The sequence below is a fragment of the Eleftheria terrae genome, from assembly GCF_030419005.1.
GTDB lineage: Bacteria > Pseudomonadota > Gammaproteobacteria > Burkholderiales > Burkholderiaceae_C > Caldimonas > Caldimonas terrae.
In genome coordinates this window covers 4,950,419-4,975,579 of sequence record NZ_CP106951.1, presented here as the reverse complement: position 1 = coordinate 4,975,579, position 25,161 = coordinate 4,950,419, and the positions used below count along the sequence as shown (strand labels likewise).

The following is a 25,161-nucleotide window of genomic DNA, read 5'->3' as shown; positions in this document are numbered from 1 at the left end:
CGCATGCACCTTGGATGCGCGCCGCCCGCCGGATATCTTCATTGTGCAGCGCAACAAGCAGAGTGCAAAGAACGCCCGCGGCGTGGGGGCTAATCCGGTCCGCGCCGGCAGCGTGCGGGCCTTCGCATACGCTGGCGCAGCGCCTCACGGCATACGACAGCAGGCACCGCACCGCATGAAACTCTCCGTCCTTGATCAATCGGTCTCGCTTGCCGGCAGCAGCGAAGACGCCGCCATCCGCGACACCCTGGAACTCGCCCAGCACTGCGAGGCGCTGGGCTACCACCGCTTCTGGCTCAGCGAGCACCACAGCCTGCCGACCATCGTCGGCTCGGCACCCGAGGTGCTGATGGCCGCCATCGCCGCTCGCACCCGCCACATCCGCATCGGCAGTGCCGGGGTGATGCTGCCCCACTACGCGGCGCTGAAGGTGGCAGAGCAGTTCCGGGTGCTGGAGGCCCTGGCACCGGGCCGAATCGACCTCGGTGTGGGCCGCGCGCCCGGTGGCGACATGCGCACCGCCCGTGCGCTCAACCCGCAGGCGCCGACGGCAGCCGACCACTTTCCAGAACAGGTGCTGGACCTGCAGGCCTGGGTCAGCGGCCAGCCGCATCACGGCATCGTGGCTCACCCGCGGCCGCCGCGGATGGAGCACGACCGCTGGCAGCGGGTGCCCGAGCTCTGGGTGCTCGGCAGCTCGGACTACGGGGCAAGGCTGGCCGCGCAATACGGCCTGCCCTATGCGTTCGCCTACTTTTTCATGGACGGGCTGGGCGTGGAGCAGGCACTGGGGCTCTACCGGGCCCTCTACCAGCCGAGCGCCCGCCATCCGAAGCCACAGGCCACCGTCTGCGTCTGGGCGCTGGCCGCCGACTCCGAGGCAGAAGCCCGCCACCATGCGCTGAGCCGCGACCGCTGGCGCGCCGACCGCGCGCGCGGCGTGCTGGGGCCGCTGCAGGCACCCGAGCTGATTGCGGCGGGCGGCTTCAGCGCCGAGGACGCGCCGACGGTCGAAGCCTCCCGGCGCAAGGCCTTCGTCGGCGACCCGCGGCAGGTGGCCGACAAGCTGCGCGCGCTGGCCGAGGAACTGCAGCTGGACGAACTGGTCATCAACACCTGGGCCCACGATCCGGCCGTGCGCCGCAACTCCTACCGGTTGCTGGCGCGCGAGTTCGACCTGCGGGCGCCGGCCGTCTGAACGCTGGGAGCCGGTGGCACCGGCTCAGGGCTGCCCGTCGTCCAGGAAGCGCGCCTTGACCTTGCGGCCCTTCACCTTGCCACCGGAGAGCTTGCGCAAGGCCGCCGCCGCAATGTCCCGCTCCACTGCCACATAGGTCGAGAACTCGGTGACGTTGATCTTGCCGATCTGAGCAGCGGCGAAGCCGGCGTCCTGGGTCAGGGCGCCCAGCACGTCACCCGGCCGGATCTTTTCCTTGCGACCGCCGAGGATCTGCAGCGTCACCATGGGGGCCTGCAACGGCCCGCTGCCGGTCGGCTTGAGTTCCGCCAGCGGATGCCATTCGGACTCACGGCCTTGCAGTTGCTCGATGCGGCCGACCCGCCCCATCTCGTCCAGGCTCGCCAGGTTGAGGGCCCAGCCGTCCTGGTCGGCGCGACCGGTGCGGCCGATGCGGTGCACATGCACTTCCGGCTCCGGCGTCACGTCGACGTTGATCACTGCCTCCAGCTGGGCGATGTCGAGCCCGCGGGCCGCCACGTCGGTGGCCACCAGCACCGAGCAGCTGCGGTTGGCGAACTGGATCAGCACCTGGTCGCGGTCGCGCTGCTCCAGTTCGCCATGCAGCGCCAGCGCCTGGAAGCCCTGCGCGCGCAGTACATCGACCAGGTCGCGGCACTGCTGCCGGGTATTGCAGAAGGCCAGCGTGCTGAGCGGCCGGAAATGGTTCAGCAGCAGCGACACGGCGTGCAGCCGCTCATCCTCGCCGACCTCGTACCAGCGCTGCCGGATCTTGGTGGGGGCATGGCCGCCCTGCAGCTTCACTTCCTGGGGGGAGCGCAGGAATTGCTGGCTCAGCTTGGCAATCCCCTCCGGGTAGGTCGCCGAGAACAAGAGGGTCTGCCGCTCGCGGGGGCACTGCCGTGCGACGGCCGCGATGTCGTCGAAGAACCCCATGTCGAGCATGCGGTCTGCCTCGTCGAGCACCAGGGTGTTGAGCGCTTCCAGTTGGAGGTGGCCGCGCTCGAGGTGGTCGAGGATGCGGCCGGGCGTGCCGACCACCACATGCGCGCCGTGCTCCAGGCTGGCGGCCTGCGGCCGCAAGGTGGCGCCGCCACACAAGGTCAGCACCTTGATGTTGTCCTCCGCCCTGGCGAGGCGGCGAATCTCCTGCGCCACCTGGTCGGCCAGCTCCCGCGTCGGGCACAGCACCATGGATTGCACCGCGAAGCGCCGTACATCCAGCCGGGCCAGCAGCGCGAGCGCAAAAGCGGCCGTCTTGCCGCTGCCGGTGCGGGCCTGGGCGATCAGATCGTGCCCTGCCAGGGCCAGTGGCAGGCTGGCCGCCTGGATCGGCGTCATCGCCAGGTAGCCCAGTCGCTCCAGGTTGGCCAGCATGGCGGGCGCAAGCGGCAAGCTGGCGAAGGCGGAGCCGGCGGCCCCGGAGGTGGAATCTGAGCTGTTCATCGACGGATTATCCCAGCAGCCACCGCCTGCCCTGCGCCGGCCGCCGCGCCCGGGTGCGCCGTCTTGCACGCTGCAGGCCGATCGCTTGGTGTGCAGCTGCAACAGGCGGGCCAACGCGCCAGGCACCCGCCAGCGCCAGGCAAGCGAGCACGGCGGCCCCGGTTCTCCCTGGCGATCGGCCATCGATCGCTGCGGCAGCCGGCTTGCCAATGGCACCTCACCACGTCACGCCTGCTTACCCGGCACCCAATGGGTTGCCGGACGATGGCGGCCTGCCCTCCCCAGCAGACTCGCCACGGCGTGTCGCTGCGCCGTGCCCTGAAACCCCTGCATTCCAAGCCATGAAACTCAAGCAACATTGGGCCTGCGCCGCCGTGCTCGCTGCGCTGTCGCTCACAGGCACGCCGGCAGCCGCCTTCTACGTGTCTGGCGGGCAGATCCACGATCAGGCCGGCAACCGCGTGACGCTGAAAGGCGTGAACTGGTTCGGCTTCGAGACCGAAACCCGCGTCGTCCACGGCCTCTGGGCCCGCAACTGGAAGGAGATGCTGGACCAGATGCAATCCGCCGGCTTCAACGCCGTGCGCATCCCGGTCTGCCCTGGCAGCCTGCGTGGCGAGCCGACCTCGTCGATCGACGCCAGCCGCAACCCGGACCTGCAAGGCCTGAACAGCCTGCAGGTGCTGGACAAGCTGGTGGCCGAGCTGGATCGTCGCCGCATGTACGTGCTGATCGACCATCACCGGCCCGACTGCAGCCAGATCTCGGAGCTCTGGTATGTGCCCGGCTACACCGAGGCGCAGTGGATCGCCGACCTGAAGATGGTGGCGCAGCGCTACAAGGGCCACACGCACTTCCTTGGGCTGGACCTGAAGAACGAGCCGCACGGCAGTGCCACCTGGGGCACCGGCAACGCAGCGACCGACTGGAACCTGGCGGCCGAGCGTGCCGCCAAGGCGGTGCTGCAGGTCGCCCCCGACGCGCTGGTCATCGTCGAGGGCATCGGTGGGCAGAGCCAGTGCAGCACCACCCCCGGCTGGTGGTGGGGCGGCAACCTCGAACCGCTGGCATGCAAGCCGCTCAACATCCCGCTCAACAAGCTGGTGCTGTCGCCCCACGTCTATGGGCCCGACGTGGCACACCAGAGCTATTTCGACGCGCCCAACTTCCCGGCCAACATGCCGGCGGTGTGGGAAGCGCACTTCGGCCGCTTCGCGAGCCAGGGCTACGCCATGGCCATCGGCGAGACCGGTGGCAAGTACGGCAGCGGCAACCCAAAGGACAAGGCCTTCCAGGATGCGCTCTTCGCGTGGCTCAAGCGCAAGGGCATCAGCAATGTCTTCTACTGGTCATGGAACCCGAACAGCGGTGACACCGGCGGCATCCTGAAGGATGATTGGGTCTCGGTGCGCGAGGACAAGCTGGCGCTGCTGCGGACTTTCTGGAACGACGTCGGGAACCCGCCGCCGCCTCCGCCTCCGCCTCCGCCTCCGCCTCCGCCTCCGCCTCCGCCTCCGCCGCCTCCGCCTCCGCCTCCGCCGCCGCCCCCTCCGCCTCCGCCGCCCCCGCCGTCGGGCGTGACGACCCAGGTCAGCAAGACGAATGACTGGGGCGCCGGCTACTGCGCCAATGTCGACGTCCGCAACGGCGGCAGCACGGCACAGACCTGGAAGGTGAAGGTCGGCATCGAGGGCAAGGTCTACACCGCCTGGAACGCCACCTGGTCGCAGCAAGGCCAGGTGCTGACGGCTTCCGGCGTCGGCTGGAACGCGAGCGTGCCGGGCAAGGGCAGTGTGCAGTTCGGCTTCTGCGCCAACCGCTGACACGACGCGGCCCCGCGTGGCCAGAACGCCATCGCGCCCGCCAGGCAATGCCGTGGCGGGCGCGATGGCGGCAGCCCGGCGGCGATGCCGCCGGGCTGCGCTTCAAGCTCAGTCTTGCGAGGTGAGCTCCTGCGTGGTGCGGCTGCCATCGTCGGCCTTCACCACCAGCACCTTGAAGTCGTTCGGGATGACGCTGCCAATGCCGCCGCTCGGGATGACGGTCAGCAGCCAGTCGGCGTTGTCACCGAGCTTCACCGGCGAGTCGAACAGCACGTCCTTGGTGCCGGCCGAGGTGATGCGCAGGCGCCAGTCATCATGGCCCTCCACTTCCAGCGAGTCTTCACCCGAACGCGGCTGGGTCTGCTTGAAGCCGACATTGGAGAACCGCGGCGCCAGGGTGGCGATGTCTTCGTTCGCGCGGGTCAGGTAGACGTCCACCGCGGCGGAGTTGAAGGCTGCATGCAGCACCCGCACCCGCGCCTTGTCGCTCAGCAGGCCCTTGTCATAGGGGTCGTCGATCAGGTGCAGATCGGTGCCGGCCAGGGCCGGCAGCGCCACCAGGGTGTACTTGTGGCCCCGCTCGGCCTCGAAGGGCACCTTGCTGCCCACCTGCACGTCGGCGCCGGTCGTCTTCACCATCAGGTCGGTGTCACCGGTGTTGAACTCCAGGTACTGGGACGCAAACTTGTAGTTGACACCGTCCACCTCGCGCACCTTGTTGCCGTTGTGGTAGAGGGTGACGTCGGGCGCCACCGGCACGGCGTGCACGAAGCGGATCTTGGGATCGGCCGTGTCGGTGCGGTCGTCCAGGTTGTCGTCGCTGCCACCACCACCGCAGGCCGCCAGCAGGAAGGCGGGAGCGACCACTGCGAGCAGGAGCTTGGAGAGCTTATTCATGTAGGTACACCCTGTAGAAATGTTGATAGGGGACCGCTTGAAGCAACAAGCGGCTGCGATAAAGCAGACGAATGATCGAAGTGGATCGCTTGCAGCGTTATCGGAGGGGAAGCAGCGCGCGTGTCGGCGTTCTCCGACAACGATGTGCCGCGCGCGCGACGCGCGGCGAACGCATCACGCGCTGCGCGCCTCGTCCTGCGGGGCCCGCCCGGCCGCCAGTGCCTCGCGCAGGCCGGGCGTGAGGGGCAGCCGGCCGAGCACGCCGTGCTGTGTGCCGGTCAGCACGCGCAGCATATGGCCGCGGCCGAACGGCAGCCGGCCCATGGGAGCGAAGGCAAGGTCGCGCACGGCCGCGAGGCGGTCGTGCGCCGACTGGAACAGCGGTGTCAGCCACCGGCTCCAGAAGTGATAGATGCCGACATGGGCACGGCGCTCTCGTTCGTAGCGGGCCAGTGCGGACGGCAGCTGTGTCTCGGCCCGCAGCGCCTGGCGCAGCGCCCACGCATCGAGCAGCGCCATGTTCACGCCCTGCCCCAGCTGCGGACTCATGGCGTGCGCGGCGTCACCGATGGCCACCAGCCGGCCTCGGTGCCAGCAACCGAGTACCGCGTCGCGATAGCTGGCACGGGCCAGCCGCCCGGGCTCGGGCAAGGCTTTCAATACCGCCGCGGCCTCGGGCCACAAGCTCTCGACCTCGGCAGCAAAGCTGCCCGCGGCACCTGATTGCGTCGCCTCGAACTCGCCGACCGGCAAACTCCAGAAGAAGCTCAGTCGTGGCACCGGGTCGCCCGGCCGGGTGCCCACCGGCAGCAGGCCGATCATCTTGCGGGCGGCCCGATAGCGCTGGCGCAGCTCGCCACCGTGCTGCCAGCCGGCCAGAGGCAGCAAGCACCACAGCGCCCCCCAGGGGTAGGGGCGGTCGACGGTGGCAGCACCGAGCGCGGTGCGCAGCGCAGAAGCGGCACCATCAGCCGTGATGATGAGGTCGTAGGGGCCGTGCCAGGCGCCGTCGGCCGTGCGCAGCCGGCCCTGCTCGGCCTCGACTGCGGTCACGGCTTGTCCGGTGTGCAAGCTGCCCCGCCCTTGCCAGGCCGCGCGCAGGATCTCGAACAGCGCGCCGCGCTGCATGCCGAGGCCGTACAGCCCGGGGTCGAGATCGGCATAGGCCATGTCCATCACGGTGCGCCCGGACGGCGTGTCGCCATGCAGCCGAAGCACGGGGGCGCCGTGGGCGAGTGCCTGGCTCAGCAGGCCAATCTCATGCAGCACGCCCAGGCCGGTGGGCTGCAACAGGAAGCCGGCTCCTACAGGGCCGGGGGCGGCGGCGCGCTCGAACACCTCGACGCGGTGGCCGTCGTCGCTGAGCATCAACGCGGCCGCCTGGCCGGCACTGCCCCAGCCGACGATGGCAATGTGAAGAATAGGTCTGGACACGCGCGGATTATCGGGGGCGGCATCCGGAGTCGAACCACTCGCCTTGGGGGTGCGATCCCTCAAACGGGTGGCCGGCCGATATCGCTGCTGCAGGCGCCCTCCTGCCCCGGCGCGTGCGCCACACCGGGCCGGCCGCGCGACCGAAGACGGCCCGGCTGCGCCGTGAGCCCGACATGACGCATGATGTGCAGCTGTGCACTGATTCCTACGGAAGTACGCCAATGAAGAAGACCGACCTCGAGAAGAACAAGGGCCTGAAGATCGCCGGCCAGATGAAGCAGGCCGGGGTGCCGGGGCGCTTCGGTGCCGCGGCCGGCGCAGTGCCGGACCGCCGGGAGCAGCGCCGCCTTGACCAGGCACAGGGCCTCGTGCCCTTTGCCGTCAAATTGCACGCGGACCTGGCGCAACGGATTCGCACCTTGGCCGACAGCCGTGGCGGCAACCTCAACGAGGTGGTGGCCGAACTGCTGGAGAAAGGCCTTGGCGAGCAGCGCTGAGCCAGGTCGCGACAGGCGCCGGATGTGAGCACCGGCTCAAGCACCCCGGCCACCGGGGGCGCCGGCGCGTGACTATTTCACGGCCCCGCGCGAAGCGAGCAAGGACGCGACTTCCGTGACATCTGCGTTACGCTGATTCGTCATCATTTCAAGGTAAGCTCGCGGCGCCCGCCCGGACGCAGGCCATGCACTTCAGTGCCGGCGTGACGCATGGGGCACATGGTCGCCCTGGTGCGCATGGCCTGCAACGGGTTGGCACCGCCGCTTCACCACGGCCACCACTGCCTCTTGCCCATCATCCTCGTGCCCTTCTTCTTGCACGGCGGCAAGCCGGCATCGGCGCCTGCCTCCGCCCCGGCTTCCCTCATCCCCGCGCGTTGATGCCACGCTCCACCAAGGACAGCGACCGTCGGTACTCCGGCCGCAGCCGGTAGAGCTGCGCCGGCCGGTTGGCCCGACCCTGCTCCATCTCGCCCGCCAAGGCCTCCACCATGCCGAGCTCCTCGACCTTGCGGCGGAAGCTCACCTTGTTGATCGGCTCGCCCAGCACCGCCTCGTACACCGACTGCAGCTGCGGCAAAGTGAAACGCTCCGGGCACAGGTAGACCGGCAGCGACGAATACTGGCTCTTGCTGCGCACCCGCGACAGCGCCACCTCGATGATGTCGCGGTGGTCGAACGGCAGGGCCGGCAGGGAGCCGACCGGCAGCACCTGCACGTCGGGATCGTCCTGCGGCAAGAGGTGGTCTGGAACGAGCGCGTAGTAAGCGATCGCCACCGACCATCCCCGCGGGTCACGGCCCGGGCCGGAGAAGGTCGCCAGTTGCTCCAGATAGGGACTGACGATGCCGGTCTTGTCATGCAGCACCCGGGCGGCAGCGTCACCGGCATGCTGGTCCTCGGTCGGGTGAATGTAGCCGCCGGGCAAGGCCAGGGCCCCCGCGAACGGCTCACGCTCCCGCTTGAGCAGGACCACGCAGAGGCGCTCCTCGCGCAACGTCAACAGCACGACGTCGACGCTGCAGATGACGGATTCCCCTTCGGTGCGGCGCATTGAGATGGTTACTTTCGCGGTACAACGAAGTAGCTTAACAAGAGAGTGGCCCGTCCACCGCGGGCGGGTGCCGCCACCCGCGGGCGCGAGCGATGCAGGCGCCCGGGCTGCCGCTTCATCGACTTAGTTGCACACTTAATCTAAGTCAGGTACAGTGCGCTTCATGTCATCACGAAAAGGCCCAGCCATGAACCACAACATCCAGCTGCTGATCATCGACCCGCAGAACGACTTCTGCGACTTGCCAGCCGACTGGTGCCCGCTCGATCCCCTCACCGGCCAGCCACTGGCGCCGGCACTGCCGGTGGCCGGCGCGCATGCGGACATGCAGCGGGTGGCGCGGTTCATCGACGCGGCCAGCGCCCGGCTGGACGGCATCACCGTGACGCTCGATTCGCACCACCGCATCGACATCGCCCATCCCACCTTCTGGCAGCAGCGAGACGGGGCGGCGGTGGGGCCCTTCACCCAGATCACCGCCGCCCAGGTGCGCGCCGGCGACTACCGGCCGCGCGACGCCGCCGCCCTGCCCCGCACCCTGGCCTACCTCGACGAACTGGAAGCACGCGGCCGCTACACGCTGATGGTCTGGCCCGTGCACTGCGAGATCGGCAGCTGGGGCCACAATGTCCATGCTGCGGTCCGCGCCGCCTACAACCGCTGGGAGGAGGCCACCCTCACCGAGGTGCAGAAGGTGGTGAAGGGCGACAACCCCTGGACCGAGCACTACAGTGCGGTGCAGGCCGAGGTGCCGGACCTCGAAGACCCCGACACGCAACTCAACCGCGAGCTGATCGACCGGCTTGACGCGGCAGGCCTGATCCTGGTGGCCGGCGAGGCCAGCAGCCATTGCGTCAAGGCCACCACCGAGCATGTGGTGGCCCAGCTCAGCGGCCGGCTCGAGCGCGTGGTGCTGCTGACCGACTGCATGAGCCCGGTCGGCGGCTTCCAGGCGCAGCATGAAGCCTTCCTGGCCGACATGCGCAGCCGCGGCGTGCAACTGGCCACCAGCACGGACCTGCTGCAGCGCCTGCAGTCCGCCTGAACTCCCTAGATCGAAAGCACTCCATGCACGCCGTCATCAACAGCCTGCTCGAAACCGACCTCTACAAGTTCACGATGTGGCAGACCATGCTGCATCGGCACCCCCAGACGCAGGCCGAGTACACCTTTGCCTGCCGCAACCAGCCGGCCTACCCGCTGACCGAGCTGCTGGACGAGGTGAACCAGCAGCTCGACCACCTGTGCTCGTTGAGCTTCCGGGCCGATGAGCTGGCGTACCTCGGCAGCCTGCGCTTCATCAAGTCGGACTTCGTCGACTTCCTGCGCATCTTCCGCTTCCAGCGCGAATTCATCAGCGTGCGCGCCAACGGTGGCCGGCTGGAGATCGTCGCCCGCGGCCCGCAGGTCCATGTGATGGCCTTCGAGATCTATGTGCTGGCCATCGTCAACGAGCTGTACTTCCGCCGCTTCGACCCTGCGGCCGCCCTCGACGAAGGACGCCGACGCCTGCAGGGCAAGCTGGCGCAGCTGCGCGCCTTCCATGGCGAGCCGGCGCGGCGGCATCCCTTCGAGTTCTTCGACTTCGGCGTGCGCCGCCGCTACTCCGGCGCCTGGCAGCGCGAGGTGGTGGCCACCCTGAAGCGGGAAGTCCCGGAGTACTTCAAGGGCACCTCCAACGTGCTGCTGGCACGCGACCTCGACCTGGTGCCCATCGGCACGATGGCTCACGAGTACCTGCAGAGCTACCAGGCCCTGGGCGTGCGGCTGCGCGACTTCCAGAAGGCCGCGCTGGAAGACTGGGTGCAGGAATACCGCGGTGACCTCGGCGTGGCACTGACCGATGTGGTGGGCATGGACGCCTTCCTGGCCGACTTCGACCTGTACTTCGCCAAGCTCTTCGACGGCCTGCGGCACGATTCGGGCGACCCGGCACAGTGGGCCGAGAAGGCCTTGGCGCACTATGCCCGGCTGCGCATCGACGCCCATACCAAGCGGCTGGTGTTCTCCGACGGCCTGGACTTCGAGAAGGCCTTTGCGCTGTACCGCGCCTTCGCGGACCGCACCCAGCTCGGCTTCGGCATCGGCACCAACCTGAGCAACGACGTCGGACAGACGCCGCTCAACATCGTGATGAAGCTGACCCACTGCAATGGACAGCCGGTCGCCAAGCTGTCGGACAGTCCCGGCAAGACGATGTGCGAGGACGCGACCTTCCTGGCCTACCTGCGCCAGGTCTTCAAGGTTCAGGGCTGAAGGAGTCGATGCACATGATCAAGATCACCGTCGCCCAGCTCAACCCCACCATCGGCGACATCGAGGGCAATGTGGCCCGCATGGTCGACGCAGCGCGGCAGGCGGTCGCCGAAGGTTCGCAGCTGGTGGTGTTCACCGAGCTGTCGCTGACCGCCTACTATCCCGGCGACCTGCTCGACGAACCGAGCTTCCTGCAGCGCGTGGACCAGGGCATCGCTGCGCTGCAGGCCGCCTCGCGCGGGCTGCCCGGGCTGCACTGGGTGGTCGGTGCGCCGCTGCCCACCGAGGGCCCGGGCAAGCGGCTGCTCAACATGCTGCTCGTCATCAAGGACGGCGAGGTGGTGCTGCGCTATGCCAAGCAGTTGCTGCCCACCTACAACATCTTCGACGAGCGCCGCCACTTCGAGCCGGGGCCGGACGTCGCGAAGGTGCTGCGCATCGGCACCATGCAGATCGGTTTCATGATCTGCGAGGACGGCTGGAACGACGCCGGCACCGACTACCGCATCAACCCCTTCGAGCGCATGCGGGATGCCGCGCCCGACCTGGTGGTGTCCATCAACGCCAGCCCGTCCAACATCGGCAAGCGCGAGCAGCGCCACCAGATCTTCAGCGCCGCCAGCCGGCGCCACCGCCTGCCGGTGCTGTGGGTCAACCAGGTGGGCGGACACGACCAGCTGGTGTATGACGGTGCCTCCTTCGCCGTGCTGCCGGAGGAAGGAGTGGTCTACGAGGCGCGCCGTTTCACCGAGGACATCCGCACACTGTCCTTCGACGGCAGCCGCTTCCTCGCGGCCAGCGGCGAGCCGCTGCCGCCGGTGCCGGCCGAGGGCCTCTCGACGATGGCCTTCTACCGCGCGCAGATCGTCCTCGGCCTGCGCGACTACGCTCGCCGCTGCGGCTTCACGCGCGTGGTCGTCGGGTCATCGGGCGGCATTGACAGCGCCCTGACGCTGGCACTGGCGGTTGAGGCGCTCGGGCCGGACCAGGTGGTGGGCGTGACGATGCCGTCGAGCTTCTCGTCGGCCGGTTCGGTGGACGATTCGGTGGACCTGTGCCGCCAGCTCGGCATCACGCTGCACACCCATCCGATTGCCGACATCGTGTCGGCCTTCGGCCGGCAGTTCGAGGCCGGCTTCGGGCAGCCGCTGCAGGGCCTGGCCCTGGAGAACCTGCAGGCCCGGGTGCGCGGCACGGTGCTGATGGCCTACTCCAACAGCCGGGGCCACCTGCTGCTGACCACCGGCAACAAGTCGGAGATCTCGGTCGGCTATTGCACCCTCTACGGCGACACCAACGGCGGACTGGGCCTGCTCGGCGACCTGTACAAGACCGAGGTGTTCGCGCTGTCGCGCCACCTCAACGAGGCGGCCGGCCGGGAGCTGATTCCACAGGCCATCATCGACAAGGAGCCATCGGCCGAGCTGGCCCCGGGCCAGAAGGACACCGACAGCCTGCCTCCCTACCCGGTGCTGGACGAGATCCTGAAAGTCCTGATCGAGGGCGACCGCCTGCCGGCCGCCGAGCATGAGGCGGCCAGTCGCTTCGTCGAGCAGCTGCAGCAGGACGAGGCCGGCCGGGCGCTGGTGGACCGCGTGCGCGGCATGATTGCCCGCAACGAGTACAAGCGCCGCCAGGCCCCCCCCATCATCCGCGTGCGTTCGCGCGCCTTCGGCACCGGCCGGCAAATGCCGATCGCCGCCAAGCACCTGTGAGAGAACCGTCCATGGCCATCGCCACCCGCCCCGCTTCCCTGGCCTCGGTGCCCCACGCCGAGGCTGCCGTCTACATCGGCCGCTTCCAGCCCTTTCACAACGGCCACCTGGCCCTGCTGCAGCAGGCGCTCGCCCTCGCACCGCTGTGTGTGGTGGTGATCGGTTCGGCCTACCAGGCGCGCACGCCGAAGAACCCCTTCACCTGGGAAGAAAGGGCGGAGATGATCCGCCTCGCCTTGCCCGCCAGCGAGCGCGAGCGGCTGCACTTTTTGCCAATGCGCGACTACTACGATGAAGCCCGCTGGATCGACGCCGTGCGCAAAGGGGTGGAGGCCATCCTGGTGGCGCAGGGCCGGCCGGCGCATGCCGCGGTCACCCTGGTAGGCCACTTCAAGGACGCCACCAGCGAGTACCTGCGCGCCTTCGCCGGCTGGCGGCTGGCCTCCTTCGAGCGGGTCGGCGCGGTCGACGGCAAGCACCTGCGCGACGCGATCTTCAGCGCTGCCGGCCACCCGCTGGAGCCGACGCTTGCCGCGCTCACCAGCCAGGCGCCGGCTTCGACGCTCGATTTCCTGCGCGCCTGGCACGCGCTGCCCTTCATGCCGGTGCTGGCGGAAGAGTGGCGGGCCTTGAAGGCGTATCGCGAATCCTGGGCCAGCGCGCCCTATCCACCGGTGTTCGTCACGGTAGACACCGTCGTGCGCTGCGGCGACCGGGTGCTGCTGGTGCAGCGCGGCCAGGCGCCCGGCAAGGGCCTGTATGCGGTGCCGGGCGGCTTCATCGAGCAGCGCGAGACCGCCTATCAGTCGGCGCTGCGCGAGCTGAAGGAGGAGACCCGGCTCAGCCTGCTCGACGTGACGATGCGCCAGTGCCTGAAGGCGGCGGTGGTGTTCGATCATCCCGACCGAAGCCAGCGTGGCCGCACCATCACGCATGCCCACTACTTCGACCTGGGCGACCGCGAGCTGCCGGAGGTGCAGGCCGGAGACGATGCGGCCGGCGCGAGCTGGGTGCCGATCGAGCAGCTGCGCGCGATGGAAGACCGCTTCCTCGACGACCACTTCCACATGCTCGACCACTTCCTTGGCTTGACGCCGCGGTAGAGCCCGCTCGACGCCGGGGCGCCAGGGCGAAGCGAGGGTCCGGCGCTCGCCCTTGCAGGGTCCGCGGTCCGGCCCGGCGGCGCCTGGCGCCGGCCTTCCACGGTCACTCCGCTCGAGGCCGGAGAAGGCGCCCGCCGTGCACCCGGTGCCGGGCGCCGCGATGGCTCCCGCCATGGCGGGCACGGGCGCCATGCCTTGCCCGGGTCATGCGACGGCCGGCGACGCACGACGCAGCCCCAGGTACTGCAGCTCGGCGAGTGCCCCAACGACCACCGCCTGCAGCACGACAAACGCCTGGCCCAGCAGGCTCGGCTGCACCCAGCCGCTGACCAGCAGCAGCGCGCTGTCCAGCACCCACATGGCGTTGTAGGCCACCAGGGCCCATAGCCCGGCGCGCGGCAGGCGCTGCCGGCTGGCCAGCCAGGCCACCAGTGCGGCAAAGGGCAGCAGGCTGGCGCCGGCCAGCATCAGCAGCGTGGCAGGCAATCCAAGCCATTGCGCGAGCGACGACGCGCCGAGCACCAGCAGCGCACCGGTGCCGGCACTTGCCAGCGCATCGGCCCACAGCACGCGGCGCAGGAGAGGGGTCATGGAAACGAAGGCGGTCATGGCGTACTCCTTGAAGTGGCGGCCCTCACCGGAGCCGTGGCCGCATCCTGGGCCCGCGCCGGCGCCAGGTCCATGACGTCGGAGGTCATGGCCACCGGGAGGCTGCCGCGCTATCGTTCGCTCCCATGGACACCCGCAGCCTCCCCACCGTCGGCACCCTGTTGCGCCAATGGCGACAGCGGCGGCGCCTGAGCCAGCTCGATCTCGCCTGCGACGCCGAGGTCTCGGCGCGTCACCTCAGCTACATGGAAACCGGCCGCTCCTTGCCCAGCCGCGAGATGCTCTTGCGCCTGGCCGAGCACCTCGAGGTGCCACTGCGCGAGCGCAATGCCTTGCTGGTGGCCGCCGGCTATGCACCGATGTTTCCCGAGCGGCCGCTGGCCGCACCGTCGATGCAGGCGGCCCGGGCAGCGGTGGAGCGCATACTCGCCGGCCACGAGCCCTGCCCGGCGCTGGCCATCGACCGGCACTGGAACCTGGTGATGGCCAACGCGGCGGTGCCGCCGCTGCTGGCCGGCGTGGACCTGAGCCTGCTGCAGCCACCGGTGAACGTGCTGCGGCTGAGCCTGCACCCCCGTGGGCTGGCGCCGCGGATCGGCAACCTCCAGCAGTGGCGCTCGCACCTGCTCGCCCGCCTGCATGCCCAGGTGGAAGCTAGCGGCGACCCGGTGCTGGCCGGCCTGCTGGACGAGTTGCAGGCCTTGCCTCCGCCGTCCGGGGCAGTCGCCCAGCACGAGGAAGACCACGACTTCGCCGGCATCGTGGTGCCGCTGCAGCTAATGACCGAGGCCGGCCCGCTGGCGCTGATCAGCACCACCACCGTTTTCGGCACCCCGGTGGATCTGACGCTGGCGGAGCTGGCGCTCGAGACCTTCTTCCCGGCCGACGCCGCAACCGCGCGGGCCCTGCAGGCCTTGCAGGCCTCGCGCGGCTGAGCGGCCCGCGGCTCAGCGCGGCACGGCCAGCGGCAGCAGCGCGGCCGCCTGCTCCGGCGGCACCGGCCGGCTGTACAGATAGCCTTGTCCGATGTGGCATCCCTGCTCACGCAGGAAGGCCGCCTGGGCCTCGGTCTCGACCCCCTCGGCCACCACCTTCAGGCGCATGGCCGAGCCAAGCGCACCGATGGCCTGCACGATGGCCGTGCTGTCGCGGGCCGATCCGATCTCGCGCACGAAGGAGCGGTCGATCTTCAGCGTGTCGATCGAAAAGCGGTTCAGGTAGGCCAGCGAGGAGTAGCCGGTGCCGAAGTCGTCGATCGACAGCCGCACGCCCTGCGCCTTGAGCCGCTCCAGGATGCCGGTGCTCAGGTCGGCATCGGTCATCAGGCCGGTCTCGGTCAGCTCGAGCTCCAGCCAGGCCGGGTCCATGCCGGTCTCGCGCAGGACCTGCAGCACCAGGTCCACGAAGTCGGGCTGGCGCAACTGCCGCACCGAGATGTTGACCGCCATCTGCACTGGCGCCGCGCCGCTGTCCACCCAGCTCCGCCACTGGTGGCAGGCAGTGCGCAGCACCCACTCGCCGAGGGGCAGGATGGCACCGGTCTCCTCCGCCGTGGGGATGAAGCGGTCGGGCGACAGCAGGCCGAGTTGCGGATGTTCCCAGCGCACCAGCGCCTCGAAGCCGATCAGCGCACCGTTCTGCAGGTCGAACTGGCCCTGGTAGTGCAGGCGCAGCTCGCCGCGTTCGCCAGCAGCGCGCAGCCGGCCTTCGAATTCCAGACGATCCTGGGCCTGGGTGCCGAGCTGGGAGCGGAAGAACTGATAGTTGCCGCGACCCTGCTCCTTGGCCAGGTACATGGCTGCGTCGGCCTGCTTGAGCAGGCTGTCGACATCGCTGCCGTCGGCCGGGAAGAAGGACAGGCCGATGCTGGTGGCGCTGTACAGCTCCTGCCGGTCCACCAGGAAAGGGTGGTGGAAGGCTTTCAGGATCTTCTGCGCCACCGAGGCGGCCGCCTGCGGCGTCAGCCCGTACAGGGCCACGGCGAATTCATCACCGCCCTGGCGGGCCACCAGGTCCTCGGCCCTGAAGCAGGACTTCACCCGCTGTGCCACCTGCTGCAGCAGCCGGTCGCCGGCACCATGGCCCAGCGTGTCGTTGACGGACTTGAAGCGGTCCAGGTCCAGGAACATCACCGCCACCTGGGCCTGCTCGGCACGCGCCTGGGCCAGCATCTGCTCCAGCCGCTCGGCGAACAGATGGCGATTGGCCAGCCCGGTGAGGCCGTCGTAGTTGGCCAGGTAGCGCAGCTGCTCGTGGGCCCGCTTGCGCTCGGTGATGTCGCGGAAGCACCAGACCCGCCCGACCGTCTTGCCGTCCATGCGCTGCAGCGTGGAGTACAGCTCCATCACCCGGCCGTCGAGGCATTCGATCTCTTCGTTGATCTGCGCGGCGCGGTCGTAGGCCAGCTTGTGCAGGCGGTCTACGAAGGCCTCGCCATCGGCCACCTGGCGGCCCAGGTGCTGCAGCAGCGCAAGCGCCTGCCCGGCGCTGGCCAGTTGCTGCGGGATGTCCCACAGGCGGCGGAAGCGTTCGTTGTAGTCGACCACCCGCCCGTGCACGTCCACCACCACGATGCCGTCGGCCGTGGCGTCCAGCGTCGCGCGCACCAGCGACAGGCTGCGCTGCAGCTGCTCCTGCGCCTGCTGCAGGCTGGCGGTGCGCTCACCCACTTTCTGCTCCAGCGTGGCATTGGTCTTGAAGAGGGCGTAGGCGCCTTGCTCGGCCTCGGTGCGCCCTTCCGCCGCGCGCATCAGCACGGCATTGGTCTTCTCCAGCTTGCGCACCCGCTCTTCCAGCGCGCGGATCAGGGCCTGCGGGTCCAGCTTGTCGTTCATCTCAGCGGCCGATCGCGACGCCCGTCAGGGTCTGGTTGATGTGCATGGAGTTGTACTGCTCGCCGTAGGTGCTGAAGCCGACCGCGCCGTGCGCGGCCATCAGCGCACCGACCGGCTCCACCATGTTGCGGGCCAGCATCTCGTGGTAGCGGAAGACACAGTCGCAGGCGATCAGCAGCTCCGGCACGCCCACCTGCCGGCGGATGGCCTCCAGCCGCTGCGAGAGGCCGGCCATCAGGTCCGTCCCCTGGGCCACCGAGAGCACCACGCCCACATCGATGGCGCAGGCGAAGGTCATGCGGTGCGCCTCATCGACCCAGGCAATCGATCTCGGGTAGTACTCGCCGCGGCTTTGCACGCCCACCGGGAACCGGGTGAAGACCGAGATGTCCAGCTGCTCCACCGGCACGCCGACCAGGCGGGCGTACTCGAGCGCAGCCTGCTCGCCGTTGATCTCGCTGACAGAGCGGCTCTCGGGGTCGGCCTCCGTGATGACCATGCGGGTCGAGGTCGGCACATAGCTCTCCGTCTTGAAGACCACGAAGGGCCGGGCGGTGGTCACCAGCGCCAGCACCGCGGTGTCGCGATGGAATCCACCGTCATGGAAAAGATAGGGGAAATGCCCCGGATCGACCCCGTCGCCCGACGAGCCGCCGAACAGCTCGATGTCACCGAGCGCCAGGTGCAGCGAGTGCGCCAGCCGCTCCTCGCGGCAGGAGGAGCCATCCACCAGCAGGAAGGCAAAGGTATTGGCGCCGCTCGGGGCAGTGCCCCGGGCCGCCAGTTCGCCGAGCAGGCTGCCGACGATGGCGGCGCTGTCAGCAGCGGCATAGCGTCGCAGGTCCTCGATCGTCCTCAGCGCCACCGAGAACTCGCTCGAGGCCAGGCTGAAGCCGCTGATGGCGCCGGTGCGGTAGCCCAGCGGCCCGATTTCGGCCGCCGTCGTGCAGCCGATCAGCGGGGTGTCGCCGAAGCGCTCCCGCAGGGCTGTGGCAAGCGCCGGCCGGTCGTGGCCAGGCGAGCAGAAGATGACCGCCAACGCCAGCCCGGGACGCCAGATCTGCCGATGAATGGCGTCTGCCGCCCGCTGCGGGTCGCGCTCCTCGGTCATGCCGCGCAGGATGGAATTCAAGACGCACTCCACAGGAAATGGGCGCCGCCCCCGCGCCCGAGTGGCGGGAAGAGCGTCGCCTTCTTCGCTGTGGATATCGGCCCGCCCCGCGGCGACTTGAACCGGCCGGCCCGGCCGAGCGGCCGGGCCGTGACCCAGTTCACGCCCTGGCGGCGCGGGTCAGGGCTGCTTCTTGAGCTGGGCGTCCAGTTCCTTGGCCATCTTCAGGTGGTGCTCCAGGGCCGGCACCGTCTTGCTGGCAAAGGCCTTCACGTCGGCATCCTTCGCCTCGGCGGCAGCGCGGTTGAAGAGCTTGAGGGTCTCCTCATGCGCATCGACCCCCATTTCGTCGGCATAACGGCGGTCGAAGCGCGCACCGTCCATGGTGCTCAGCACCTTGGTCTTGGCCTTCTGCATGGCGGAGGGCTCGTTCGGCACTTCCACACCCTTGGATGCGGCCAGCGCCTTCAGTTCCTCGCCCACCTGGGTGTGGTCCGCGATCATCTGCGCGGCGAAGGCCTTGACCTGCGCATTGCTGGTTTTCGTCTGCGCCACCTTGCTGCTCTCGATCTCGGCATGGCCGTTCTGGGCGGCCTGCTTGAGGAAAGCGACATCGGCCTTCTGCAGGCCCTGCGCGGCAGCGGTACCCGCCAGGGCGAGGGCGGCCACTGCAGCGACCACAGGATGGAGGATGCGATTCATTCGGTCTCCTGGGAAACAGGCCGGGCACGGCAGGCGCCCGGCGATCGGCGGCACCCGCTGGGCGCCGCCCCTGCGCATGGCGGCCGGCCGCATGCGCGACCGGCCCGCACGATCACTGCTGGGTGCCGGTACCCGTACCGGTGCCCGGTGCCGGCATCTGGGTGCCAGCGGCACCCGGCGCGGAGGCCGCGCCTGCCGAGGGCAGCGTGCCAGTGGAGCCGGTACCGTCCGGCGTGGTGGCGGTGCTGTTCGCGCCCGAGGTACCGCCGGTGCCGGTGGTGCCCGAGGTGCCCGCGGTACCGGCCGCGCCGGTGCCCGGGGTCGGCGTGCTGGTGGTGCCCGTCGTGCCGGTGGTGCCCGAGGTGGCGCCGGTGCCGGCGGCCGCCGGGTCGGTGCTGCCCGGAGTGGCACCGGTGGCGGGGCTGCCACCCGTCGTTCCCGGCGTGTTGACGGTGCCACTGGTGTCAGCCTGCGCCATCGGCTCGGGCGTCGCTTCATCGCGGCGTCCGCAGGCGGTGAGCGTGAGCAGGGTGGCGAGGGCAATGCCGGTCACTTTGAGCGTCACATGTAAGCCTTGCATGGGTACTCCTTCGAATGGCAGGTGAATGAACATGCGTCAAACTCGGGCTCCAAGCTGTCATTTCCGCCAGATGCACTGGCAGGCGCGAGGAGCGCTCGACAAGAAACGGCCCGGCAGCCTGCGTGCCCGGTCTCGTCGGCCGGGCAGGCAACGGCGTCCTTTCCGCAGGGATCGGTCATTGCACTGGAGCACGCATGGAGTTTCTTGTCGTCGAAGATGACCCGACCAGCCAGATGCTGGCGGCGGGCATGCTGAAAGCGCTGGGCTATGCGGTGCGCCTCGCTGGCGATGGCGCGGAGGCGATCGAGGCCTGCCGGCAGCTGCCGCCGGACGCGATCCTCATGGACGTGCAGATGCCCCGCATGGACGGCCTGCAAACCACCCGCGAGCTGCGCCGCCTGCAAGGCGAAGAAGTGATGCCGTGGTTCCCCATCATCGTCGCCAGCGCCTTCTATTCCCCCACCGACCGGGCGGCCTGCTTCGACGCCGGCGTGGACGGCTTCGTCACCAAGCCGCTGATGCTCGCCAAGCTGGGGGCCGAGGTTTACCGGGTGGTGCAGCGCACGCGCCGCATGCCGCCCCGCAGCAGCACCGCTTGAACACGCCGGCTCGCTGGGCGCAGCGATTGCTTTTCGGGTGCAGGCTCGACACCGTCTCGGGCCCTTCCCAACAAAAGCCACCAGGAGAACGTCATGCCCGAAACCGCCGCTCCCACACAGACCCATGCCGCCTGCATCGAGGCCTGCTACGCCTGCGCCGATGCCTGCGACCGCTGCGCCATTGCCTGCCTCCAGGAGGCCGATCCCAGGCAGATGGCCCGCTGCATCGCACTCGACATGGACTGCGCCCAGGCGTGCCGGCTCGCTGCCGGATTCATGGCACGCGGCAGTGCTTCCGACAACGCCGCCTGTGCCTTCTGCGCCACGCTGTGTGACCAGTGCGCGGAGGAGTGCGACAACCATGCGATGTCTCATTGCCGCGAATGCGCTGAAGCATGCCGCCGGTGTGCCGCGGAATGCCGGCGCATGGCGGATCACAAGGCCCGGCCCACGACGGTCGCCGGCACCCACGCCCGCCATTGAACGCTGCTCCGCGCCCTTGACGTGGAACGGGGCTTGCTCGGCGTCTCTGCCCTGCAAAGCCGGGCACCGGCCCCGCCGAAGCAGGCGGGCCGGGCCCTGGCAGCCGGCAGGGTTTACATCCCAGCTGTATCCGTTTCACCCAACCGCTGTGACCCAGCCCGACGCCATGCACCTCCATCAAGTCAGGGAACGCTTTGAGCAGATCGAACTGTGCATCGACGATGCCGCACTGGCCTGCCGCTCGAGCGGTTATGCCCCCCAGGAATTGAAGGAGTACGTCGGCGAGCTGGACCGTCGCTCCGACCAGCTGAAGCGGCTGGTACAGCAGGCGCGCGACCCGGCCAGCCTGCTTGAATGCATCGAATCGCTGGAGCAGGTGGGCGAGCGGGTGATGGAGGCCTGCCGCAATGCACGCCATGTCGACCCGCAGTTGCGCAGCGCCATCCAGGAAGCCCACCTCGAGATCGCGGCCCTGAAGCGCGCCCTGCACTGAGCGGGAGCACCATGGCCAGTGACGCCGCCGCCCTTGACGCCGTTCGCCAGCAGGCATGGCGGCTCGACGGTCGCGACGCGCTGACGCGCCTGCTGGAAGAGGTGGGTGACTGCTCGCTGGTGCTGCTTGGCGAAGCGAGCCACGGCACGCACGAGTTCTACCGCCTGCGGGCGCAGCTGACACAGCGGCTGATCACCGAGAAGGGCTTCGATGCGGTGGCCGTCGAGGCCGACTGGCCCGATGCCCTGCGGGTGAGCCGCTACCTTCGGGGCCCCAGCGACGATGCCAGCGCCGAGGAGGCCCTGGGCGGCTTCGAGCGCTTTCCTCGCTGGATGTGGCGCAACGTCGAGGTCGTCGAGTTCGTCGAGTGGCTGAAGGTGCACAACCAGGCCATCGCCGCGCGGGACCGCCGCGTCGGCTTCTGGGGGCTCGACCTCTACAGCCTGCGGGCCTCGATGGACGCGGTGGTGCGCTACCTGGAGCGGGCCGACCCTGAGGCGGCCCGGCGTGCCCGCGAGCGCTATGCGTGCTTCGACCACCTGGCCGAAGATCCACAGCGCTACGGGTATGCCGCCAACTACGGCTTGCGCGAAGACTGTGAGCGCGAGGCGCTGCAGCAACTGCGCGAACTCTGCCGCGACGGCGCGCGGTGGCTGTCGCGGGATGGCAGCGGCGAGGCCGACGAGCGCTTCTACGCCGAGCAGAACGCGCGCGTCGTCCGCAATGCCGAGATGTACTACCGCACCATGTTCCAGGATCGCAACGATTCCTGGAACCTGCGCGACACCCACATGGCTGACACCCTGCAAGCCCTGCAGGAGCACTTGCGGCTGGAGCGTGGCCGCACGCCACGCATCGTCGTCTGGGCCCACAACTCGCATCTGGGCGATGCCCGGGCCACCGACACCGGCGAGCACGGGCAGCTGAACCTCGGGCAGCTGATGCGCGAGCGCCATGGCAGCAGCGCCTTCCTGGTCGGCTTCACGACCCACGACGGCCATGTGGCGGCCGCCTCGGACTGGGATGGCCCGCTCGAACGCAAGGCGGTGCGCCCTTCGCTGCCCGGCAGCATCGAGCGTTTGCTGCACGACAGCGCACTGGGCGACTTCGTGCTGCCCTTGCGCGGCCGCGAGCCGCTGGGCCAGGCGCTGGCCGAGCCCTTGCTGGAGCGGGCCATCGGCGTCATCTATCGCCCCGAGACCGAGTTGCTCAGCCACTACTTCAAAGCACGCGTGCCGGCCCAATTCGACGCGCTGCTGCACATCGACCGCACGCGCGCCGTGCGCCCCCTCGACCCCTCGGCGCTGTGGCATCACAGCACCGAGCCCGAGACCTACCCGTCCGGCCTCTAGGCCGCCATGCCGATGGCGGGGCTGTCGGACGGGTCCGACACTTCCGTGGGAGTCCCAGGAGTCGCGAGCGACAGCGCCCTTCCCTAGCATGGGTAGCCGTGGAATCCCTGCCGTGCCAGCCCTTTGCACTGGCGCGACACCGAAAGGAAAAGCATGACCGCCGTAGCCGCCGCACCGTCCTTCGCCCTGCTGTGCCTGGAACCGCTGCGCGCTGCGCTGGAGTTCACCGCCAGCCGCTTCACCCGCCACGACGACTTCCCCGCCGGTGACGGGCACCCGGTGATCCTCTTTCCCGGCCTGGCTGCCGACCGGGCGGCGCTTGCGCCGCTCTGCGACTTCTGCGGCAAGCTGGGCTACGAGGCCCACGACTGGGGCCGCGGCGTCAACACCGGCCCGCAAGGCGACCTGGAAGACTGGCTGGAGCAGCTGTGCGAGGACGTGCAGGTGCACACCCGCCGCGTCGGCCGGCGCGCCAGCCTGGTGGGCTGGAGCCTGGGGGGCATCTATGCCCGAGAGGTGGCCAAGAAGGTGCCTGAGGCGGTCCGCCAGGTCATCACCCTCGGTGCGCCTTTCGGCGGCGGCGAGCATGCACATGCCGGCTGGCTCACCCACCTGCTGAGCGGCCAGAGCCGGAGCGTCGCCGAACTGCTGGGCGAACGCCTGCGCACGGCCCCGCCGGTGCCCACCACCTCGATCTACAGCCGCACCGACGGCGTGGTGGCATGGCAGTCCTGCGTCGAAGCCGACGGCCCCCGCTGCGAGAGCATCGAGGTGAGCGACGCCAGTCACATCGGCCTGGTCTGGAACGCCCGTGTCTGGCAGGTGGTGGCCGACCGGCTCAGCCAGCCCGAGGGCCAGTGGCGCCCTTACGCCGCTGCCCCGTGCGAGCCTGCCACGGCCGAGACCGGCTGTGCTCCCCATCACTGAAGCCCGCCCCGACATCGATGACCCAGAACCCCACGGCCCTGACGCTGCGCCTGTTGACGGTCAACACCCACAAGGGATTCACGGCCCTCAACCGCCGCTTCATCCTGCACGAGCTGCGTGACGCCGTGCGCCATGTATCGGCCGACATCGTCTTCCTGCAAGAGGTGATGGGGGCCCACGAAGTGCACTCGTCGCAGGTGGCGGACTGGCCGGATGCGCCGCACTACGAATTCCTTGCCGACTCCATGTGGAAGGACTTCGCCTATGGCCGCAACGCGGTCTACCCCGAGGGCCACCACGGCAACGCGGTGCTGTCGAAATTCCCCATCGTGCGATACGACAACTGCGACGTGTCGGTGGAAGGCCCCGAGAAGCGCGGCCTGCTGCATTGCGTGCTGGACGTGCCCGCCTTCCACCGCGAGGTGCATGCCATCTGCGTGCACCTGGGGCTGCGCGAGTCGCACCGCGATGAACAGCTGCGCCTGCTGTGCCAGCGCATCGACCATGAGGTGCCGCCCGATGCACCGCTGTTCATTGCCGGCGACTTCAACGACTGGCGGCTGCGCGCCCATGCGCGGCTGGCGCGCTGCGCCGGGCTGCACGAAGTGTTCGTCGAGTCCGAGGGCCAGGCCGCCCGCACCTTCCCGGCCCGCTGGCCGCTGCTGCGCCTGGACCGCATCTACGTGCGCAACGCGCAGGTGACGCGGCCCTTCAAGCTGCCGCGCCGGCCCTGGACGCATTTGTCGGACCATGCGCCGCTGGCGGCGGAGGTGGCGCTATGAACGCGGTGCATGCGAAGGACTGGGCGCAGGGCAACCGATTGCGGCTGCTCGAGAACGGCGAGGCCTTTTTCCCGCGGGTTTTCGAGGTGATCCGCGCCGCCCGGCGGGAGGTGCTGCTCGAGACCTTCATTCTGTTCGACGACAAGGTCGGGCAGGAGCTGCGGGAGGTGTTGATCGACGCCGCTGGCCGCGGCGTCCAGGTGCAGGTCACGGTGGACGGCTATGGCTCACCGGACCTCTCCGCCGAATTCATCGGCGGCATGACTGCAGCAGGCGTGCGCTTCCGTGTCTTCGATCCGGCGCCCAAGCTGATGGGCCTGCGCACCAACGTGTTCCGTCGGATGCACCGCAAGCTGGTGGTGGTGGACGGCGAGGTGGCCTTTGTCGGCGGCATCAACTTCTCGGTCGAGCACCTGTGGGAGTTCGGTCCCGCCGCCAAGCAGGACTATGCGGTGGAAGTGCAAGGGCCGGTCGTGGCCGACATCCATCGCTTCGCCAGCGAGGCCTTGCCCGAGCCGCGCTCGCGCTGGTGGCGCCGGCGCGTGTCCATCGGCACCCAACGGGCTGCGGCCAGTGGTGGTGCGCGGGCGCTGTTCGTCACGCGTGACAACCAGGACCATCGCACCGACATCGAGCAGCACTACCTGTTTGCCATCCGGGCCGCACAACGTCGCATCATCATCGCCAATGCCTATTTCTTCCCCGGCTACCGGCTGCTGCGCGAGTTGCGCCGGGCGGCGCAGCGCGGCGTGCAGGTGGACCTCATCATGCAGGGCGAGCCGGACATGCCGATTGCGCAGCATGCCGCGCGGACCCTTTACGAGCGCCTGCTGCGGGACGGCGTGAGGATCTACGAGTACTGCCAGCGCCCGCTGCACGGCAAGGTGGCGGTGGTGGACGAGGAGTGGTCCACCGTCGGCTCCAGCAACCTCGATCCGCTCAGCCTGTGGCTGAACCTGGAGGCCAACCTCGTGATCCGCGACGCCGACTTCACCGCCCACCTGGCGCAGCGGCTGCAGGCGCTGATCGACCGCCATTGCCGCCAGTTCACGGCCGAAGACGTCGTGCCCTGCAGCCGCTGGCACCTGATGGCCAGCTCTGTCGTCTACCACTTCCTGCGCCGCTTTCCGTCCTGGTCCGGCTGGCTGCCGGCCCATGCGCCCAAGGTGCAGCTGGTGTCGCCGCCCACCTCCGCGGAGCAGCAGGGCGGCGCATCGACCGTCCACGAATCCCCCCAGTCCACCGTGACGAAAGGCGCCGGCTGAC

24 protein-coding genes are annotated in these 25,161 nt (G+C 69.3%); 15 read left to right on the top strand and 9 right to left on the bottom strand.

The genetic code is table 11. The annotated features are described in order from the left end of the window. The first annotated feature begins 175 nt into the window (after positions 1–175). A complete protein-coding gene (locus tag N7L95_RS22275; RefSeq protein WP_301257440.1) occupies positions 176–1,198 on the top strand; it encodes an LLM class flavin-dependent oxidoreductase in 1,023 nt (340 codons plus the stop codon). 24 nt (positions 1,199–1,222) lie between these two features. Here the strand turns inward: N7L95_RS22275 and dbpA are convergent, their stop codons facing one another. Next, entirely contained in the window at positions 1,223–2,644 is a 1,422-nt protein-coding gene (gene dbpA / locus N7L95_RS22270; RefSeq protein WP_301257439.1) for an ATP-dependent RNA helicase DbpA, read from the bottom strand. A gap of 341 nt (positions 2,645–2,985) precedes the next feature. On the opposite strand from dbpA, the gene N7L95_RS22265 reads away from it, so the two are divergent. Further along, on the top strand, positions 2,986–4,467 hold the full coding sequence (locus tag N7L95_RS22265; protein ID WP_301257438.1) for a cellulase family glycosylhydrolase: 1,482 nt from the start codon (positions 2,986–2,988) through the stop codon (positions 4,465–4,467). A gap of 108 nt (positions 4,468–4,575) precedes the next feature. Here N7L95_RS22265 and N7L95_RS22260 read toward each other — a convergent pair whose 3' ends face one another. Next, positions 4,576–5,364 carry a DUF4397 domain-containing protein gene (locus N7L95_RS22260; RefSeq protein ID WP_301257437.1) on the bottom strand — a complete coding sequence of 263 codons (789 nt, stop codon included), beginning with the start codon at positions 5,362–5,364 and terminating at the stop codon, positions 4,576–4,578. Positions 5,365–5,538: 174 nt separating this feature from the next. Beyond that, a complete protein-coding gene (locus N7L95_RS22255; RefSeq protein WP_301257436.1) occupies positions 5,539–6,798 on the bottom strand; it encodes an FAD-dependent oxidoreductase in 1,260 nt (419 codons plus the stop codon). Positions 6,799–7,019: 221 nt separating this feature from the next. On the opposite strand from N7L95_RS22255, the gene N7L95_RS22250 reads away from it, so the two are divergent. Then, entirely contained in the window at positions 7,020–7,295 is a 276-nt protein-coding gene (locus N7L95_RS22250; protein WP_301257435.1) for a hypothetical protein, read from the top strand. A gap of 364 nt (positions 7,296–7,659) precedes the next feature. On the opposite strand, the gene N7L95_RS22245 is transcribed toward N7L95_RS22250, so the two are convergent. After that, a complete protein-coding gene (locus N7L95_RS22245) occupies positions 7,660–8,349 on the bottom strand; it encodes an NUDIX hydrolase (RefSeq protein WP_301257434.1) in 690 nt (229 codons plus the stop codon). A gap of 187 nt (positions 8,350–8,536) precedes the next feature. Here N7L95_RS22245 and N7L95_RS22240 point away from each other — a divergent pair, with 187 nt between their 5' ends. From N7L95_RS22240 to N7L95_RS22225, 4 genes are read left to right on the top strand one after another with little or no spacing between them, the layout of a single operon-like run. Beyond that, the gene (locus N7L95_RS22240; protein ID WP_301257433.1) at positions 8,537–9,394 is read left to right on the top strand and encodes a cysteine hydrolase family protein; all 858 of its coding nucleotides are present in this window, start codon (positions 8,537–8,539) and stop codon (positions 9,392–9,394) included. A 23-nt stretch (positions 9,395–9,417) separates the two neighbouring features. Beyond that, complete coding sequence (gene pncB, locus N7L95_RS22235) at positions 9,418–10,605, top strand: nicotinate phosphoribosyltransferase (protein WP_301257432.1); 1,188 nt, start codon at positions 9,418–9,420, stop codon at positions 10,603–10,605. Positions 10,606–10,619: 14 nt separating this feature from the next. Continuing rightward, positions 10,620–12,320 (top strand): NAD+ synthase, encoded by a 1,701-nt coding sequence (locus tag N7L95_RS22230; RefSeq protein WP_301257431.1) that lies wholly within the window; start codon positions 10,620–10,622, stop codon positions 12,318–12,320. Between the two features lie 11 nt (positions 12,321–12,331). Then, positions 12,332–13,423, top strand: coding sequence for an NUDIX domain-containing protein (locus N7L95_RS22225; RefSeq protein WP_301257430.1), 1,092 nt, complete (start codon positions 12,332–12,334; stop codon positions 13,421–13,423). Positions 13,424–13,627: 204 nt separating this feature from the next. On the opposite strand, the gene N7L95_RS22220 is transcribed toward N7L95_RS22225, so the two are convergent. Further along, complete coding sequence (locus N7L95_RS22220) at positions 13,628–14,032, bottom strand: hypothetical protein (RefSeq protein ID WP_301257429.1); 405 nt, start codon at positions 14,030–14,032, stop codon at positions 13,628–13,630. A 125-nt stretch (positions 14,033–14,157) separates the two neighbouring features. Between N7L95_RS22220 and N7L95_RS22215 the strand changes: the two genes are divergently transcribed. Beyond that, positions 14,158–14,967, top strand: a complete 810-nt coding sequence (locus N7L95_RS22215) for an MmyB family transcriptional regulator (protein ID WP_301257428.1) — start codon at positions 14,158–14,160, stop codon at positions 14,965–14,967. 12 nt (positions 14,968–14,979) lie between these two features. Here N7L95_RS22215 and N7L95_RS22210 read toward each other — a convergent pair whose 3' ends face one another. The 4 genes from N7L95_RS22210 to N7L95_RS22195 all read right to left on the bottom strand — a co-directional run bounded on the left by N7L95_RS22210 (position 14,980) and on the right by N7L95_RS22195 (position 19,259). After that, entirely contained in the window at positions 14,980–16,866 is a 1,887-nt protein-coding gene (locus tag N7L95_RS22210) for a putative bifunctional diguanylate cyclase/phosphodiesterase (protein ID WP_301257427.1), read from the bottom strand. A 1-nt stretch (position 16,867) separates the two neighbouring features. After that, positions 16,868–17,998 carry an FIST N-terminal domain-containing protein gene (locus N7L95_RS22205; protein WP_301257426.1) on the bottom strand — a complete coding sequence of 377 codons (1,131 nt, stop codon included), beginning with the start codon at positions 17,996–17,998 and terminating at the stop codon, positions 16,868–16,870. Between the two features lie 159 nt (positions 17,999–18,157). Then, complete coding sequence (locus N7L95_RS22200) at positions 18,158–18,679, bottom strand: DUF4142 domain-containing protein (protein ID WP_301257425.1); 522 nt, start codon at positions 18,677–18,679, stop codon at positions 18,158–18,160. 112 nt (positions 18,680–18,791) lie between these two features. After that, the gene (locus N7L95_RS22195; RefSeq protein ID WP_301257424.1) at positions 18,792–19,259 is read right to left on the bottom strand and encodes a hypothetical protein; all 468 of its coding nucleotides are present in this window, start codon (positions 19,257–19,259) and stop codon (positions 18,792–18,794) included. A 194-nt stretch (positions 19,260–19,453) separates the two neighbouring features. Here N7L95_RS22195 and N7L95_RS22190 point away from each other — a divergent pair, with 194 nt between their 5' ends. The 7 genes from N7L95_RS22190 to clsB all read left to right on the top strand — a co-directional run bounded on the left by N7L95_RS22190 (position 19,454) and on the right by clsB (position 25,160). Then, the gene (locus tag N7L95_RS22190) at positions 19,454–19,858 is read left to right on the top strand and encodes a response regulator (RefSeq protein WP_301257423.1); all 405 of its coding nucleotides are present in this window, start codon (positions 19,454–19,456) and stop codon (positions 19,856–19,858) included. Between the two features lie 93 nt (positions 19,859–19,951). Next, complete coding sequence (locus N7L95_RS22185; protein WP_301257422.1) at positions 19,952–20,341, top strand: four-helix bundle copper-binding protein; 390 nt, start codon at positions 19,952–19,954, stop codon at positions 20,339–20,341. Positions 20,342–20,507: 166 nt separating this feature from the next. Beyond that, entirely contained in the window at positions 20,508–20,834 is a 327-nt protein-coding gene (locus N7L95_RS22180) for a hypothetical protein (protein WP_301257421.1), read from the top strand. A gap of 11 nt (positions 20,835–20,845) precedes the next feature. Beyond that, positions 20,846–22,186 (top strand): erythromycin esterase family protein, encoded by a 1,341-nt coding sequence (locus N7L95_RS22175; RefSeq protein WP_301257420.1) that lies wholly within the window; start codon positions 20,846–20,848, stop codon positions 22,184–22,186. A 153-nt stretch (positions 22,187–22,339) separates the two neighbouring features. Beyond that, positions 22,340–23,113: an esterase/lipase family protein gene (locus tag N7L95_RS22170; protein WP_301257419.1), complete on the top strand. Its 774-nt coding sequence runs from the start codon at positions 22,340–22,342 to the stop codon at positions 23,111–23,113. Positions 23,114–23,130: 17 nt separating this feature from the next. Next, entirely contained in the window at positions 23,131–23,895 is a 765-nt protein-coding gene (locus N7L95_RS22165; RefSeq protein ID WP_301257418.1) for an endonuclease/exonuclease/phosphatase family protein, read from the top strand. After that, positions 23,892–25,160, top strand: coding sequence for a cardiolipin synthase ClsB (gene clsB / locus N7L95_RS22160; RefSeq protein WP_301257417.1), 1,269 nt, complete (start codon positions 23,892–23,894; stop codon positions 25,158–25,160). The genes N7L95_RS22165 and clsB overlap by 4 nt, the downstream gene beginning before the upstream one ends. The last annotated feature ends 1 nt before the right edge of the window (position 25,161 follow it).

Bases quoted from the DNA above. Each gene is read 5' to 3' on its own strand.
- N7L95_RS22250 (WP_301257435.1), top strand. From the start codon at position 7,020: ATGAAGAAGACCGACCTCGAGAAGAACAAGGGCCTGAAGATCGCCGGC.
- clsB (WP_301257417.1), top strand. From the start codon at position 23,892: ATGAACGCGGTGCATGCGAAGGACTGGGCGCAGGGCAACCGATTGCGG.
- N7L95_RS22240 (WP_301257433.1), top strand. From the start codon at position 8,537: ATGAACCACAACATCCAGCTGCTGATCATCGACCCGCAGAACGACTTC.
- N7L95_RS22190 (WP_301257423.1), top strand. From the start codon at position 19,454: ATGGAGTTTCTTGTCGTCGAAGATGACCCGACCAGCCAGATGCTGGCG.
- N7L95_RS22185 (WP_301257422.1), top strand. From the start codon at position 19,952: ATGCCCGAAACCGCCGCTCCCACACAGACCCATGCCGCCTGCATCGAG.
- N7L95_RS22225 (WP_301257430.1), top strand. From the start codon at position 12,332: ATGGCCATCGCCACCCGCCCCGCTTCCCTGGCCTCGGTGCCCCACGCC.
- N7L95_RS22245 (WP_301257434.1), bottom strand. From the start codon at position 8,349: ATGCGCCGCACCGAAGGGGAATCCGTCATCTGCAGCGTCGACGTCGTG.
- N7L95_RS22175 (WP_301257420.1), top strand. From the start codon at position 20,846: ATGGCCAGTGACGCCGCCGCCCTTGACGCCGTTCGCCAGCAGGCATGG.
- N7L95_RS22220 (WP_301257429.1), bottom strand. From the start codon at position 14,032: ATGACCGCCTTCGTTTCCATGACCCCTCTCCTGCGCCGCGTGCTGTGG.
- N7L95_RS22230 (WP_301257431.1), top strand. From the start codon at position 10,620: ATGATCAAGATCACCGTCGCCCAGCTCAACCCCACCATCGGCGACATC.
- N7L95_RS22265 (WP_301257438.1), top strand. From the start codon at position 2,986: ATGAAACTCAAGCAACATTGGGCCTGCGCCGCCGTGCTCGCTGCGCTG.
- dbpA (WP_301257439.1), bottom strand. From the start codon at position 2,644: ATGAACAGCTCAGATTCCACCTCCGGGGCCGCCGGCTCCGCCTTCGCC.
- N7L95_RS22170 (WP_301257419.1), top strand. From the start codon at position 22,340: ATGACCGCCGTAGCCGCCGCACCGTCCTTCGCCCTGCTGTGCCTGGAA.
- N7L95_RS22275 (WP_301257440.1), top strand. From the start codon at position 176: ATGAAACTCTCCGTCCTTGATCAATCGGTCTCGCTTGCCGGCAGCAGC.
- N7L95_RS22180 (WP_301257421.1), top strand. From the start codon at position 20,508: ATGCACCTCCATCAAGTCAGGGAACGCTTTGAGCAGATCGAACTGTGC.
- N7L95_RS22165 (WP_301257418.1), top strand. From the start codon at position 23,131: ATGACCCAGAACCCCACGGCCCTGACGCTGCGCCTGTTGACGGTCAAC.
- N7L95_RS22210 (WP_301257427.1), bottom strand. From the start codon at position 16,866: ATGAACGACAAGCTGGACCCGCAGGCCCTGATCCGCGCGCTGGAAGAG.
- N7L95_RS22215 (WP_301257428.1), top strand. From the start codon at position 14,158: ATGGACACCCGCAGCCTCCCCACCGTCGGCACCCTGTTGCGCCAATGG.
- N7L95_RS22200 (WP_301257425.1), bottom strand. From the start codon at position 18,679: ATGAATCGCATCCTCCATCCTGTGGTCGCTGCAGTGGCCGCCCTCGCC.
- N7L95_RS22260 (WP_301257437.1), bottom strand. From the start codon at position 5,364: ATGAATAAGCTCTCCAAGCTCCTGCTCGCAGTGGTCGCTCCCGCCTTC.
- pncB (WP_301257432.1), top strand. From the start codon at position 9,418: ATGCACGCCGTCATCAACAGCCTGCTCGAAACCGACCTCTACAAGTTC.
- N7L95_RS22195 (WP_301257424.1), bottom strand. From the start codon at position 19,259: ATGCAAGGCTTACATGTGACGCTCAAAGTGACCGGCATTGCCCTCGCC.